Origin of the sequence: Rhodovulum sp. FJ3, assembly GCF_032918305.1 — a bacterium.
GTDB lineage: Bacteria > Pseudomonadota > Alphaproteobacteria > Rhodobacterales > Rhodobacteraceae > SAT37.
The window spans coordinates 179,834-193,912 of record NZ_JAWJUU010000005.1 but is presented as its reverse complement, the minus strand read 5'-3'; the positions used below and the strand labels follow the sequence as shown (position 1 = coordinate 193,912).

Here is a 14,079-nt window from a genome sequence, read left to right as displayed (position 1 = left end):
CGCAAAGCGCTGGAGCGACAAATATGTTGGCAGACATTTCGCAGCACCGCGTAAGCGAGCGTGCAACGTCTCCTCCCCTCATCTGAAAACCCACGCTCCGATTCTCCTCCGAAAATCTGTGCGTTTTCAGTGCGCTGTCCGCAAATCGGGTGTCCCGACTGCCTCAGCGTCTGGAATGACCTTAGGTGAAAAAAATTGCCGTGTCTGTAAAAAAAATCAGACACTGTGATTTTTTTCTGCTAGAACCTTTGAAAGGGCAAGCGAGTGAGGAGACTCACGTGCTGCTTGCAAATACGCCCTTGAGGAGGGGTGCCGCCCGCCACGCGCAGGGCGAAGAATTGGAGGAGGAACGTCGTGGGAGTTTCGCGCGACATTATTGTGGGGATTGATGCGGGGACCTCCGTTATCAAAGCCGTCGCATTCGATTTTTCAGGCCGCCAACTCGCCAGTGCTGCCGTGCGCAATGCCTATACGTCTCATTCCGATGGCGGGGCGACCCAGCCCTTGGGGCGTACATGGGACGATTGCGCAACCGCTCTTCGGGCGCTCGGGGATAAGGTCGATGGGCTGGCCGCGCGTTGTGCCGCGCTGTCCGTGACGGCTCAGGGTGATGGGACGTGGCTGATCGATGGCAAGGGCGATCCGGTCACCGACGCCTGGCTTTGGCTGGACGCGCGTGCTGCGCCCACAGTGGCGCGGCTGTCAGGCACCCCTGACGATCGCGCGCGGTTTGAGCGGACGGGAACGGGGCTCAACACTTGCCAGCAGGGGGCGCAACTGGCGCATATGGATCGGCATCATCCCGAGATTCTGAATGGCGCCGCGACCGCCCTTCATTGCAAGGACTGGCTCTATTTCAAGCTGACCGGAGAACGGGCGACCGACCCGTCAGAAGCGTCCTTTACCTTCGGCGATTTCCGCACACGTCAGTACAGTGAAGCTGTCATTGATGCGCTTGGACTGGCACACCGCCGTTCCCTACTGCCCGACATTGTGGACGGGACCGAGGTCACCCATCCGCTGTCACACGAGGCCGCCGCTCAAACGGGTCTGCTTGCAGGCACGCCGGTCTCACTCGGCTATGTCGATATGGTGATGACGGCCCTCGGCGCAGGCGTCCATACGGGCGATGCGGGCGCGGCATGCTCCACCGTTGGCTCAACCGGTGTTCACATGCGGGCCGTGACCTCGGATCAGGTGGTGTTGAACGACGAAGGCACCGGGTATGTGATCTGCCTGCCCGCGGACAATATGGTGACGCAGGTCCAGACCAACATGGCCGCGACCCTGAACCTCGACTGGGTTTTGGCCATGGCCGCTGATCTGCTTGCAGAGTTCGGTACGACCGTTTCCCACGCCGAGCTTGTGGCGCGGATCGACGGTTGGATGGCCGCCTCTGAGGTCGGGCAACTGATCTATCACCCCTATATCTCGGACGCGGGTGAGCGCGGCCCCTTTGTGGATGCAACGGCCCGCGCGGGCTTCATCGGCATGACGTCACAACACCGCTTTGCCGACATCCTGCGCGCGGTGATCGAAGGCCTCGGGATGGCGGCCCGCGATTGCTATGCCGCTATGGGCGCGATGCCATCGGAGTTGCGTTTGACGGGCGGGGCCGCTCGGTCCTCTGCTCTGCGCTCGGTGCTCGCAGGTGCACTGGATACCCCCGTGCGCGTGTCCTTCCGTGAGGAGGCGGGAGCGGCGGGCGCCGCGATGATGGCCGCCGTCGCCATCGGCGCCTACCGGACCATGGAGGACTGTGTCGCCACATGGGTGACCCCGCTTTTGGGTGAGGCCGAGGTGCCCGACGCAGGCCTCGTGCGCAGCTATGGCTCGCTGTTTCAAACCTATCAGTCTTCGCGCCGCGCCCTTGTGCCTGTCTGGCACGAGTTGGCCGCCCACCGAAGTGGCCCAGATGCAAACAGCCGCGACAGCGGCTCCGCGTTCAAGGAAGTAAAGAAATGAATACACCCGAACACGTCGACCTTTTTGTTATCGGCGGCGGCATCAACGGGGCGGGCTTTGCGCGTGATGCGGCGGGGCGCGGACTGTCTGTTGCCCTGTGTGAAAAGGACGATCTGGCCGAAGGCACCTCGTCGCGCTCGGGAAAGCTGGTCCATGGCGGGCTGCGCTATCTCGAATATTACGAATTCCGTCTGGTGCGGGAGGCGCTGATCGAGCGCGAGGTGCTGATGAACGCCGCGCCGCATATCATCTGGCCGCTGCGCTTTGTGCTGCCGCACAGCCCGCAGGACCGCCCCGCGTGGCTCGTCCGTCTCGGCTTGTTCCTCTATGACCACCTCGGCGGGCGCAAGAAACTGCCTGGTACGCGCACGCTTAACCTGCGCCGCGATCCAGAGGGTGCGCCGATCATGGATCAATACAAACGCGGGTTCGAGTATTCGGACTGTTGGGTTGATGACGCCCGCCTTGTGGTGCTCAACGCCGTGGATGCCGCACAAAAGGGCGCACTCGTTCTAACCCGCTCACCCGCCGTCTCGGCGCGCCGCCAAGACGGACAGTGGCATGTAACGACCAAGAATACGCTGACGGACGAGACGCGGGAGTTTACCGCCAAGGTGCTTGTGAATGCCGCAGGCCCGTGGGTGACGGATGTGCTGACCCGTGTGGCGGGTGCCAATTCCGCCCGCAACGTGCGTTTGGTCAAAGGCTCGCACATTATCACCAAGAAATTCTGGGACGGTCCGCACAGCTATCTGGTGCAAAACGACGACAAACGCGTGATCTTCATCAACGCCTACGAGGGCGACAAGGCGCTGATCGGCACCACGGATATCTCCTATGACGGGCGCGCCGAGGATGTGACCTGCGACGACAGCGAGGTCGATTATTTACTCGGCGCCGTGAACCGCTACTTCAAGGAAAAGCTGCGCCGCGAGGACGTGCTGGAGACGTTTTCGGGCGTGCGGCCCCTCTTTGACGACGGTCAGGGAAACCCCTCGGCGGTAACCCGCGACTATGTGTTCGATCTAGATGAAACGGGTGGCGCGCCGCTGCTCAATATCTTCGGCGGCAAAATTACCACCTACCGCGAATTGGCCGAGCGTGGCATCCACCGCCTAGACAAATTCTTCCCGCAGATGGGTGGCGATTGGACGGAGCAAGCCCCGCTCCCCGGTGGGGATATGGCGAATGCCGACTATGATCAGTTCCGCGATACGCTCAAGGCGCAGCTTCCGTGGATGGGCCGCGAATTGCGGGAATATTACGGTCGGCGCTATGGCACTTTGACGTCACAGGTCGTGGGCGGGGCCAAGGATCTAAGCGGCCTCGGCCAGCATTTCGGCGGGTTCCTCTATGAGGCCGAGGTGCGTTATCTGGTGGAAAACGAGTGGGCGCAAACCGCAGAGGATGTGATCTGGCGGCGCACCAAAAACCGTCTTGTGATGACGGAGGCCGAAATCGCCGCCTTCACGGCGTGGTTCGAGGCAACTCTGGCGGAGGCGGCATAGGATGGCGCTCTCCCTCTCACTCAACACCAATCCGCTGGTCAACCGTTTTGCAGAGCCCGATGACCTGATCGACGCAATCGCTCGCGATATCCGTATCCGCGACATCCAGCTGACACACGAGTTCATCAACCCAAGCTGGCCTGCCCCGCTGATCCGCCGCCTCACCCGCGAGATGGACCGCGCGCTGGACCGTACGGGCGCGCGCGTGACCTCGGGGATGACGGGACCCTATGGGCGGCTGAACCACTTCGGTCATCCCGATGCGGATGTGCGGCGTTATTACGTGGACTGGTTCAAAACCTTTGCCGATATTGTCGGGGATCTCGGAGCAAAATCGGTCGGCACCCAGTTCGCGATCTTCACCTACAAGGATTTCGACGATGACGCCCGCCGCGAAGAGCTGATCCAGATCGCGATCGACTGCTGGGCCGAGGTCGCCGAGCACGCCAAGGCAGCAGGGCTGGACTATGTGTTCTGGGAGCCGATGAGCGTGGGCCGTGAATTCGGCGAGACGATTGCGGCCAGCATGGCGTTGCAAGACCGTCTCACCGCCGCAGATATGGCGATCCCGATGTGGATGATGGCCGACATCGACCACGGCGATGTGACCTCCACCAACCCCGACGACACAGATCCCTATGCTTGGGCGCGGGCCGTTCCGCCCGTCAGTCCGATCATCCACATCAAACAATCGATGATGGACAAATCCGGCCACCGCCCCTTCACCGCCGAGTTCAACGCCAAAGGCGCGATTCAACCCGCCCCCTTGCTCGCGGCCTTTGCCGAAGGTGGGGCCGTGGACAACGAAATCTGCCTCGAACTCAGCTTTAAGGAGCGCGAACCCAATGATCGTCAAGTGATCGCACAGATCGCAGAAAGCGTTGCGTTCTGGGCGCCGCATATCGACAGCGGCGCGGAGGATTTGAACATCTGACGCCCCGGACTGGCCCGCGACTATCAAATATGACTGGATACTTGTGAAAATAAAAACGCACGTCCCGACAGAGTTGACCACGTTAAACCCGTGCCAATTTCATTCTGAAGTTGAACGGAAACCTACACTCCAAAACTATTGTGTTCGGACGCTCAAAACTGATTAAGTATCGCAGCCGACTAGAAATAATGAGAACATGAATGGCCCGCGACCGCGCACATCAAGATGACGAACACTCTATGGCGATCCGCGCCGCGTGGCTCTATTACGTCGGCGGCTTGCGTCAAACCGAAGTGGCCAAACGTCTTGGCGTCCCGTCGGTCAAAGCCCACCGCCTGATCCAGAAAGTCGTCGCCGAAGGCGCGGTCAAGGTTAGCATCGAGGGCGATATCGTCGAGTGTATCGAGCTTGAGGACCAGCTCTCCGAACGGTTCGGGTTGGAGACCTGCAACGTCGCCCCTGATCTCGAAGAAGAAGGACTACCCCTGCGCACGCTCGCGCTTGCAGGGGCCGCCCGTATCCAGCAATGGCTTGAGTCCGACGATCAACTGACCATCGGCATCGGCCACGGGCGGACGCTTGCAGAGGCGGTGCGCACCATGCCGAGCATGACGACCAAGGGGCTGCGCTTTGTCTCGCTGCTTGGTGGGCTGACCCGAAATTTCGCCGCGAACCCCCATGACGTGATGCACTTGCTGGCCGAAAAGACGGGCGCACAGGCCTATGTCATGCCCGTGCCGTTCTTTGCCAATACCGCCGATGACCGCGAGGTGCTTTTGTCACAGCGCGGCGTGGCTGAGATCTTTGACATGGCCGAAGCCGCACCGCTCAAGATCGTCGGAATAGGCAGCGTTGAAACGGAAACCCAACTTGTGACCTCGGGCATGATCGAACCAGACGAAATTGCGCAGATCAGCAAAGCAGGGGCAAAGGGCGAAATGCTGGGCCACTTCTTTGACAAGGACGGAACCCCGATCGAGACGACCCTGACGGCACGCACGCTGGCCGTGTCACTTGATGCGGCCAGCGAAAGCCGCGTCATCGCGCTTGCTGGCGGTCCGTCCAAAGTCGATGCGATCAGCGCGGTTTTGTGCAGCGGGCGGCTCTCCGGTCTGATCACCGATGAGCGAACCGCCCGCGCTTTGCTTGCGTTGTAACGTCAGTATCCGGCCGCCATCGCGGCGAGGGATTTGACGCGGATCTTTTCCGCCTGTCCGGCGGTGCCGAAGGCCTCAAACTTGATCCGGCATTGATCCTGCATGCTTGCCATTGCGGGTTTGAGGTATTTGCGCGGATCGAATTCGGACGGGTCATTGATCAGCGTCTTGCGAATAGCAGAGGTGGCAGCCAGACGCAGGTCGGTGTCGATGTTCACCTTGCGCACCCCGTGGCGGATGCCGCGCTGAATTTCCTCAAGCGGCACACCCCACGTCGGTTTGATCTCGCCCCCGAACGCGTTGATCAGCGCGCACAGGTCCTGCGGCACGGAGGATGAGCCATGCATCACAAGGTGAGTATTTGGCAGGCGCTGGTGGATCGCTTCGATCACATCCATCGCAAGAACGTCACCGTCGGGCTGACGGGTGAATTTATAGGCGCCGTGGCTGGTGCCCATAGCTACGGCAAGCGCGTCCACACCCGTCTCGGCCACAAAGCGTTCAGCCTCTTCGGGGTCGGTCAGCAGTTGTTCTTGGGACAGTTTCTCGGTCGCGCCGTGGCCGTCCTCCTGATCGCCCATGCCTGTCTCTAGCGAGCCGAGCACACCGAGTTCGCCCTCGACCGAGACACCCGCCGCATGCGCCATCTCGACCACTTTGCGGGTGATCCCCGCGTTATAGGCGAAATCGGCGGGGGTGCTGCCATCCTCTTTGAGAGAGCCGTCCATCATCACAGAGGTAAACCCATGCTGTACGGCGGTCACGCAGGTAGCGAGGTTATTGCCGTGATCGAGGTGCATACACAGCGGGATATGCGGATAGATTTCGGCCAACGCGTCGATCAGTTTCGCCAGAACGATGTCGTTGGCATAGGCCCGCGCACCGCGGCTGGCTTGCAAGATCACGGGCGATCCGGTCTCGTCCGCGGCCGCCATAATGGCAAGACCCTGCTCCATGTTGGACATGTTGAACGCGGGTACGGCGTAGTCGTTTTCAGCAGCATGATCGAGTAACTGGCGAAGGGTAATTCTAGCCATAGGGGTCTCCTAGTCGTCTGAATTCAGGTAGGTTTCGAGCGTCTTCATCTCGTCACAACTGCCAAAGAACAGCGGCACGCGGGAATGGTTCTCGCTGGGGGTCAGCTGTAGGATCGGGGTCTTGCCGGTGCTGGCGCGTCCCCCCGCCTGCTCGATGAGGTAGGCAATCGGAAAGGCTTCGTATGCGAGCCGTAAAAAACCGTCCTGATAGCCGGGGCGCGGGTCGGCTGGGTACATGAACACCCCGCCGCGGCGCAGGATGCGGTGCAAATCACCCACCGCGGCGGCGATCCAACGCATGTTGAAATCACGCGCCCGCGGCCCGTCCTTGCCTGCCAACAGGTCGGCCACATAGGTTTGCAGCCCCTGCGACCAGCGCCGCGTGTTGGAGGCATTGAAGGCGATGGTGCTTGTCTGAGGCTTGAGCGTCACGCCTTCATCTTCGACGTAGAACTGCCCAGTTGCCGCATCATAGGTCGCGATCACGACACCACTGCCGAAACTGAAGCCAAAGTCTAGGCTATGGCCGAACGACACGTAGGCCGCCGCGATCATCTCTGTCCCTTGGCGCAGGAAACTGCCGCTTTTGGGAAAGACCCCGAAGAGTGCGCCGAGAGGCGCCCCGATACCAATGCTGCCCGATCCGTCGATCGGGTCCATCGCCACGTCATAGAGCGCAGCAGGGTCCAAGGTCAGGACGCCCTCTTCTTCCTCGGACAGCACATGCGCGACCGAGGCATTTTCAAAGGCGGCGAGGTAGTGCTCATGCGCGCCCCAATCGAGCGCCTTTTGCACATCGCCCGAGGTGTTCTCGCCGATTTTGGCCGTGGGGTCGCCCGTCAGATGGCCTTGCGCCAGACGCGCAGCAATCGGGATCGAGCCCACCGCAAACACGGTGATCAAATCGGCCAATTCTTGATCGACTTCGCCCCGCGCCACAGCCCCGTCAAGGTAGCCCGCAAGCGACGGCGCGGTCATCGCACCATCGCTTTTGAGGGGCATGGCAAACTGGCCCATAGTTCAGTCCTGCCCCCGAACGGCATCACGCGCTTTGGCCACGATGGCGTCCCGTGTGATCCCGAAGGTTTCATAAAGCTGCTCGGCCGGACCCGACGCGCCGAAACCATCCATGCCGATCACATCGGCTTCGCTATCGACATAGCGGGTCCAGCCGAATTTTCCGGCCGCCTCGACCGCGATGCGTGGCGCAGTGCCGAGAACATCGGCGCGATACGCGGCCGATTGCGTCTCGAACAATTCCCACGAAGGCATAGAGACAACGGCGACGCCAAGACCCTCTGCCGCCAGTGCCTCGGCGGCCTCGATACACAGGCTCACTTCGGTGCCCGTGGACAAGAGAGTCACATCGCGGGTCTCGCCAAAGCGACGGATCACATAGGCGCCCTTGGCCGACAGGTTCTCGCCGGTCTCTTCAAGGCGCAGTTGCTGCACGCCTTGGCGCGAGAGCGCCAGCAAGGAGGGCGTGTTAGAGGCGCGGATCGCAATGTCCCAGCATTCCAGCGTTTCGACCGTATCGGCGGGGCGGAAGGTGTAGAGGTTCGGAATAGCCCGAAGCGAGGCCAGATGCTCGACAGGCTGGTGTGTCGGGCCGTCCTCGCCAAGGCCAATGGAATCGTGGGTCATCACATAGATCGTGCCGACCCCCATGAGTGCCGACAGGCGGATCGCGTTGCGGGCATAATCGGAGAACACGAGGAAGGTGCCGCCATAGGGCTTTAGCCCCCCATGCGTGTTCATCCCGTTCATCGCGGCCGCCATGCCGAACTCACGCACGCCATAGCCGACATACCGCCCGCCACTCCGGGCCGAGAACTGGCTGTCCACGGCTGGCACGCGGGTCAGGTTCGACCCCGTCAGGTCTGCGGAACCACCGATCAACTCGGGCAGGGCAGGGGCCAGTGCCTCAAGCGCCATCTGGCTGGCCTTACGGGTGGCGACTTTCTGCGGCTCGGCAAAAAGTGCGGCGCGGGCAGCCTCAACAGCCTTTTCATAGCCCTCGGGGAGATCGCCGCTCATCCGGCGCTCGAACTCGGCTTTCTGGTCGGACACGGCCAAACGACCTTCCCAAGCGGCACGGACCTCTGCCCCGCGCGCCCCGATCTCATGCCACTGCAAAGCGAGGTCAGCCGGAATCTCAAACGGCGCATGCGTCCAGCCCAGAGCGGCCTTCGTTGCCGCGGCCTCTTCGGTACCGAGGGGAGAGCCGTGAGAGGACGATTTGCCTGCCTTGTTCGGCGAGCCAAAACCGATGGTGGTCTTCATGGCGATCAGCGTGGGCTTGTCGGTTTCTGCCTTGCCCTGTGCAATTGCCTCTGACACGGCGGAAATGTCGTGACCGTCACAGCTAATCACGTGCCAGCCACAGGCCTGAAGGCGCGCAGGGACATCTTCGGAGAAGGACACAGACGTCGGCCCGTCGATGGTGATCTGGTTATCATCATAGAGAACGATCAACTTGCCGAGGCCAAGGTGGCCCGCCAGCGAAATCGCCTCTTGCCCGATCCCTTCCTGCAGACATCCGTCGCCAAGGAACACATAGGTGTTGTGATCGACCAGATCGTTGCCGAATTCGGCGGCCAGTGCCCGTTCGGCCATGGCCATGCCGACCGCCGTGGCAATGCCCTGGCCCAGTGGCCCCGTGGTCGTCTCGATGCCCTTCGCATGGCCGAATTCGGGGTGACCCGCCGTCTTTGCGCCGAGTTGGCGGAAGTTGCGGATTTGATCAAGCGTCATGTCCTGATAGCCCGTCAGGTGAAGCAGCGCATAGAGCAGCATCGAGGCATGGCCATTGGACAGCACCACACGGTCGCGGTCGGCCCAATCGGGGTTGGAGGCGTCGAATTTCAGGTGGTCTCGAAACAGCGCGACTGCGGCATCAGCCATGCCCATGGGGGCCCCCGGGTGGCCCGAGTTGGCCGCCTCGACCGCATCAATCGACAGCGCACGTATACAGTTGGCCAGATCAAAGCCCTGCGGATCGCGGGCACGAGCCTGAGAAATCAGTGAAACACTCGAATCGATGGTCATTCTGTCCTCCTCCAGTTTGCGGTAGTGATAACGGGAGGCCTGAATTGTCACAACATAAAATCTCAATTTAACATTATTGACGAGATTTGTGTGATATGAAATGTTACGAACAAAGGAGCGCGATATGAAACGCGATGATAGGCAACAAGCGATTATGGACCTTCTGGTCGCAGAAGGAGAGGTCGAGCTCGATAGCTTGGCCGAGCGCTTTGCCGTATCAAAAATGACGATCCACCGTGATCTCGACGAACTTGAAGGCGAGGGGTTGCTGCGCAAAATCCGTGGTGGCGCGACGATCCAATCGGGCACCCGTTTTGAAAGCGATTTCCGGTTTCGCGAACGCCAAGGCGCTGCGGAAAAGACCGCAATGGCCAATGCCGCGCTTGCCTTGATCGAACCGGGAATGACGGTGATGATCAACGACGGCTCGCTTGCTGCGATCCTTGGGAAAGCCTGCACTGCAAAGCGCCCCCTGACCGTAATCACCAATAATTGTGCGGTTATCGACGCGCTAAAGACCGAAGCCGGCATCACACTTCTGGCACTCGGCGGGCTCTATTCGAGCAAGTTCAATGCCTACCTCGGCAAGGTCACCGAGGACGCCCTGTCGCGCCTGCACGCCGACATCGCCTTTATCTCCACACCCGCCGTTTCGGGCACGAAAGTCTATCACATGGATGACGACGTTCTGCGATCCAAGCGGGCGATGATGGATCAGGCGCAGGTCACCTGCCTGCTGGTGAACCATGCCCGTTTCGGCAAGGCGGCGCTGCACCACCTCGCCGATCTGTCCGAGTTTGACCACATCATCACCGATGCCACCCCCGCACCCGTGGCCAAAGCGGCCCTTGATGCGGCAGGCATCACACTCACGATCACAAAATCACACGAGACTCACACATGACACACCGCGACTTCTGGGTTGGGACCAGCTGGAAAATGAACAAGACACTGGGCGAGGCGCAGGATTTTGCAGCCAAGCTGAGTGAAACCACCAGCCCGTCGTCGCGGATTCAACGATTTGTCATTCCTTCCTTCACCGCCGTGCGAGAGGTTAAATCCTTGCTCGCCCAGTCCGACGTCCTCGTCGGCGCGCAGAACATGCATTGGGACGATCAAGGGGCTTGGACGGGCGAGGTCTCTCCGCTTCAACTCACCGACTGCGGTCTCGACATTGTCGAACTCGGCCATTCCGAGCGTCGTGAGCATTTCGGCGAAACCGACGAAACCGTCGGCCTGAAAACCGAAGCAGCCGTGCGCCACGGTCTCATCCCGCTGATCTGCATCGGCGAGACGCTCGACGAACGCAACGCGGGCCGCGCGGCCGAGGTGCTTGAGGCGCAAGTGCGCGGCGCGCTCGGCAAACTGTCCGAGACACAGAAAGCCGCTCCGATCCTGCTCGCCTATGAACCCGTTTGGGCCATCGGCGTGAACGGTATCCCTGCGACCTCTGACTACGCTGATGCGCGTCAGGCCGAGATCATTGCGGTCGCCGAGGATGTGCTGGGCCGCAAGGTGCCATGCCTCTACGGCGGTTCGGTTAATCCCGAGAACTGCGAAGAGCTGATCGGCTGCCCTCATATCGACGGACTGTTCATCGGGCGCTCGGCTTGGAACGTCGAGGGCTATCTCGACATCCTCAATCGCTGCGCAGCCGTCATCTAACCCTAGGAAGGACACACCATGAAAATTGCAGTTGCAGGCGATAGCGCCGGTAAAGACCTCGCCAAGGCTCTCTCGGACTACCTGTCCGGAACCTATGAAGTTGAAAACCTGTCCGAAACCCCGGAAGGCCCCGACGCCTTTTACGCCAACCTGTCCGACCGCGTCGGATCGGCCGTTGTGGCGGGCGATTTCGACCGTGCCATTTTGGTCTGCGGCACGGGCATCGGTGTATGCCTCGCGGCCAACAAAGTGCCAGGCATCCGCGCCGCCCAGTGTCATGACACATACTCGGCGGGCAAGGCGGCAACCTCTAATAACGCCCAGATCATCACAATGGGCGCACGTGTGATCGGCGCCGAACTGGCCAAAGACATCGCAGACGCTTTCCTGACCGCTAGCTTTGACCCCGCCGGTCGGTCCGCTGGAAACGTGCGGGCCATCAATGAGGTCGACGCGAAATACCACTCGGCCTAAGCGGTCGTCGTCAGGCATTTTTGCCCCACGTGCGGGGCCCAAATGCCTGACCTTTTGCAGGTCAGACCTGCGTGAGGTTCGATAAAGGCAAGCGAGATGCGCGGGCCCCCTGTTCGAGGCCGGGTACGGATCACGGGAAGGGCGGAACCCTTGGCCAAGGCCGCCCTCAAGAGTTGGGTTCGCATGGCTGGATTGGGAACTCAGAAAATCGTTTTGAGAACTTTTTCTATTCCCGCAAGCAAGTCTTCAATCTCATCCTTTGTGGGCTCCTTGCCTTTAGCATGGTCGCACAAATTCCGAATATCGGCGAAGTGCTGAATGAACCTCCACTGAGGAACCGAGACCGCTGATCTATGCCGGCGCGCGAGGCGCGGAAGGCTGCGTCGGGGAGCGGTGCGGCGGTAATTTCACGGTTGGCCCTTTAGAGACGACCTGCACGGATCGGGGTATGCCCTCGGCAACCACGGTCCAATAATCACACGCGAGAGCTACGCACGTAAAAAAGGGGGACCCAACGCCCCCCTTTGACCATTTTTGAGCGTGGCGCTGCGCTATGCCAATGCGGCGCGCATAGCTTTGAGCATGACCACGGCAGAGGCCGCGCCGGGATCCATGTGTCCGATAGAGCGTTCACCGAGTTTGGCCGAGCGGCCACGGCTGCTTTCAATCGTCGCGGTGTAGTCTCGTCCGCTGGCCGCGCCTGCGATCGCGGCATCGAGACACCCGGCGGTGTCCTTACCGGCTTGTAACGCCTCTTTGGCTTTGGCCACCGCGGGCACCCATGCGTCGATCATCGTTTTGTCGCCGACCTGCGCCCCGCCTCGGGACTGAATGCCAAGACAGATGCCCCCGACCCAAGCGACAAGCGCTGCCGCATCGAGGTTCCGGCGATCCGACACAGCCTCGCCTGCCTTGCGGAAGGCCGACGCATAAAGCGGTCCCGAAGACGCCCCGACCGCATCTAGGAACGACTTTGCCATAGTCTCGGAAATCGCAGTGATGGTTTCGGTTTTCGGGGTCTCGATGTTGCCGCGCACGGCGGTCCAGCCGATGTCCATGGTGATGCCGTGATCGCCATCGCCAATCACGCCGTCGAGTTCCGATAGCCAATCACGGTTCTCGCGGATTGCATCGGCGATGGAGAGCATCATGGCGCGGAAGATTTCGGGCGTCACATCGCCATCACTGGCGAGCGTGGACAGATCGACGTCTGCGGCACTGACGGCTTGCTCGTGGTGGCGCTTGGTTCGGGTGCCTTTCGGCTCAAGCTGGCCTGTTACGGTCAAGGCAGGGGTGCGGCAGGGCATGTCGAGCAGCGACTTCAAATCGTCGTCCAGCTTGAGAACAGTGACGGAGGCACCCGCCATCTCCAGCGACGTGCAATATTCACCGACCCAAGAATAGTGGATCGAGACACCGCGCTGGGCCAGAATTTGCGCCACACGGCGGTGGATGATGTAGAGTTCCAGCGGACCCGTTGCGCCCAGACCATTGACCAGCAACGCCACTTCGTCGCCCGTGCCCAGCGGCATGTCCTTGAGGATGGCATCGACCAGTTCGTCAGTCACCTCATCGGCGGTCTCTAATTTGCCTCGGCGCATACCCGGCTCACCGTGGACGCCCATCCCGATTTCCATCTCGTCATGACCGATCTCGAAATTCGGCTTCCCCGTTTGCGGCAACGAACAGGCGGTCAGGGCTACGCCCATGGAGCGACAGTTGTCGTTGGCTTTCTGGGCAGCGGCATAACAGGCGTCCAGATCACGGCCCTGCTCGGCGGCAGCGCCTGCGATCTTGAAGACAAAAAAGTCGCCCGCGATTCCCCGGCGCTCGCCGATACGGTCGGCAGGGGCAGAGGCCACATCGTCGGTCACAGCCACGGAGCGTGCGGGCACGCCGATGGATTCGCATTCTTCGGCGGCCATATCGAAGTTCAGCACGTCGCCTGTGTAGTTGCCGTAAAGGAACATCACACCCGCCCCACCATCGGCAGCACGGGCGGCATCCATGATCTGCTCGGGCGACGGAGAGGCAAAGACGTTGCCGACAGCCGCCGCATCCGCCAGACCGCGCCCGACGTATCCCGCAAAGGCGGGCTCGTGTCCGGACCCGCCGCCAATAACGATGCCCACCTTGCCGTCACGCGGCCCGTCTTTGGCCACCACAGCGCGGCCCGTTGCACCCTCAAGCGTCAGCATATCGGGGTGCGCAGATAGCATCCCCTCCAGCGCGTGGTTCACGATCTCTTCGGGCGCGTTGATCAGTTTCTTGGTACGAATATCTTCGGTCAT

General features: G+C 61.1%; 11 protein-coding genes. 7 read left to right on the top strand and 4 right to left on the bottom strand.

The window, feature by feature from the left end:
• Positions 1–354: 354 nt before the first annotated feature.
• The 4 genes from R1W00_RS14870 to R1W00_RS14855 all read left to right on the top strand — a co-directional run bounded on the left by R1W00_RS14870 (position 355) and on the right by R1W00_RS14855 (position 5,564).
• On the top strand, positions 355–1,965 hold the full coding sequence (locus tag R1W00_RS14870; RefSeq protein ID WP_317263552.1) for an FGGY-family carbohydrate kinase: 1,611 nt from the start codon (positions 355–357) through the stop codon (positions 1,963–1,965).
• The gene (locus tag R1W00_RS14865; protein WP_317263551.1) at positions 1,962–3,473 is read left to right on the top strand and encodes a glycerol-3-phosphate dehydrogenase; all 1,512 of its coding nucleotides are present in this window, start codon (positions 1,962–1,964) and stop codon (positions 3,471–3,473) included. Before R1W00_RS14870 ends, R1W00_RS14865 begins: the two co-directional genes overlap by 4 nt.
• A 1-nt stretch (position 3,474) precedes the next feature.
• Positions 3,475–4,407, top strand: coding sequence for a sugar phosphate isomerase/epimerase family protein (locus tag R1W00_RS14860; protein WP_317263550.1), 933 nt, complete (start codon positions 3,475–3,477; stop codon positions 4,405–4,407).
• 200 nt (positions 4,408–4,607) lie between these two features.
• Complete coding sequence (locus R1W00_RS14855) at positions 4,608–5,564, top strand: sugar-binding transcriptional regulator (protein ID WP_317263549.1); 957 nt, start codon at positions 4,608–4,610, stop codon at positions 5,562–5,564.
• 2 nt (positions 5,565–5,566) lie between these two features.
• Here R1W00_RS14855 and fba read toward each other — a convergent pair whose 3' ends face one another.
• From fba to tkt, 3 genes are read right to left on the bottom strand one after another with little or no spacing between them, the layout of a single operon-like run.
• The gene (fba, locus tag R1W00_RS14850; RefSeq protein ID WP_317263548.1) at positions 5,567–6,601 is read right to left on the bottom strand and encodes a class II fructose-bisphosphate aldolase; all 1,035 of its coding nucleotides are present in this window, start codon (positions 6,599–6,601) and stop codon (positions 5,567–5,569) included.
• Between the two features lie 9 nt (positions 6,602–6,610).
• Positions 6,611–7,618 carry a class 1 fructose-bisphosphatase gene (locus R1W00_RS14845; RefSeq protein WP_317263547.1) on the bottom strand — a complete coding sequence of 336 codons (1,008 nt, stop codon included), beginning with the start codon at positions 7,616–7,618 and terminating at the stop codon, positions 6,611–6,613.
• A gap of 3 nt (positions 7,619–7,621) precedes the next feature.
• Positions 7,622–9,649 carry a transketolase gene (gene tkt / locus R1W00_RS14840; protein WP_317263546.1) on the bottom strand — a complete coding sequence of 676 codons (2,028 nt, stop codon included), beginning with the start codon at positions 9,647–9,649 and terminating at the stop codon, positions 7,622–7,624.
• Between the two features lie 124 nt (positions 9,650–9,773).
• Between tkt and R1W00_RS14835 the strand changes: the two genes are divergently transcribed.
• The 3 genes from R1W00_RS14835 to R1W00_RS14825 are packed head-to-tail and all read left to right on the top strand — an operon-like array spanning position 9,774 to position 11,788.
• A complete protein-coding gene (locus R1W00_RS14835; protein ID WP_317263545.1) occupies positions 9,774–10,553 on the top strand; it encodes a DeoR/GlpR family DNA-binding transcription regulator in 780 nt (259 codons plus the stop codon).
• Complete coding sequence (locus tag R1W00_RS14830) at positions 10,550–11,314, top strand: triose-phosphate isomerase (RefSeq protein WP_317263544.1); 765 nt, start codon at positions 10,550–10,552, stop codon at positions 11,312–11,314. Before R1W00_RS14835 ends, R1W00_RS14830 begins: the two co-directional genes overlap by 4 nt.
• An 18-nt stretch (positions 11,315–11,332) precedes the next feature.
• Positions 11,333–11,788 carry an RpiB/LacA/LacB family sugar-phosphate isomerase gene (locus tag R1W00_RS14825; RefSeq protein WP_317263543.1) on the top strand — a complete coding sequence of 152 codons (456 nt, stop codon included), beginning with the start codon at positions 11,333–11,335 and terminating at the stop codon, positions 11,786–11,788.
• Positions 11,789–12,339: 551 nt separating this feature from the next.
• On the opposite strand, the gene dhaL is transcribed toward R1W00_RS14825, so the two are convergent.
• The gene (gene dhaL, locus R1W00_RS14820; RefSeq protein ID WP_317263542.1) at positions 12,340–14,079 is read right to left on the bottom strand and encodes a dihydroxyacetone kinase subunit DhaL; all 1,740 of its coding nucleotides are present in this window, start codon (positions 14,077–14,079) and stop codon (positions 12,340–12,342) included.

What these genes read in the sequence shown, in the direction of transcription:
- R1W00_RS14855 (WP_317263549.1), top strand. Translation starts at nt 4,608, where the DNA reads ATGGCCCGCGACCGCGCACATCAAGATGACGAACACTCTATGGCGATC.
- R1W00_RS14865 (WP_317263551.1), top strand. Translation starts at nt 1,962, where the DNA reads ATGAATACACCCGAACACGTCGACCTTTTTGTTATCGGCGGCGGCATC.
- R1W00_RS14845 (WP_317263547.1), bottom strand. Translation starts at nt 7,618, where the DNA reads ATGGGCCAGTTTGCCATGCCCCTCAAAAGCGATGGTGCGATGACCGCG.
- dhaL (WP_317263542.1), bottom strand. Translation starts at nt 14,079, where the DNA reads ATGACCGAAGATATTCGTACCAAGAAACTGATCAACGCGCCCGAAGAG.
- R1W00_RS14830 (WP_317263544.1), top strand. Translation starts at nt 10,550, where the DNA reads ATGACACACCGCGACTTCTGGGTTGGGACCAGCTGGAAAATGAACAAG.
- R1W00_RS14860 (WP_317263550.1), top strand. Translation starts at nt 3,475, where the DNA reads ATGGCGCTCTCCCTCTCACTCAACACCAATCCGCTGGTCAACCGTTTT.
- R1W00_RS14825 (WP_317263543.1), top strand. Translation starts at nt 11,333, where the DNA reads ATGAAAATTGCAGTTGCAGGCGATAGCGCCGGTAAAGACCTCGCCAAG.
- tkt (WP_317263546.1), bottom strand. Translation starts at nt 9,649, where the DNA reads ATGACCATCGATTCGAGTGTTTCACTGATTTCTCAGGCTCGTGCCCGC.
- fba (WP_317263548.1), bottom strand. Translation starts at nt 6,601, where the DNA reads ATGGCTAGAATTACCCTTCGCCAGTTACTCGATCATGCTGCTGAAAAC.
- R1W00_RS14835 (WP_317263545.1), top strand. Translation starts at nt 9,774, where the DNA reads ATGAAACGCGATGATAGGCAACAAGCGATTATGGACCTTCTGGTCGCA.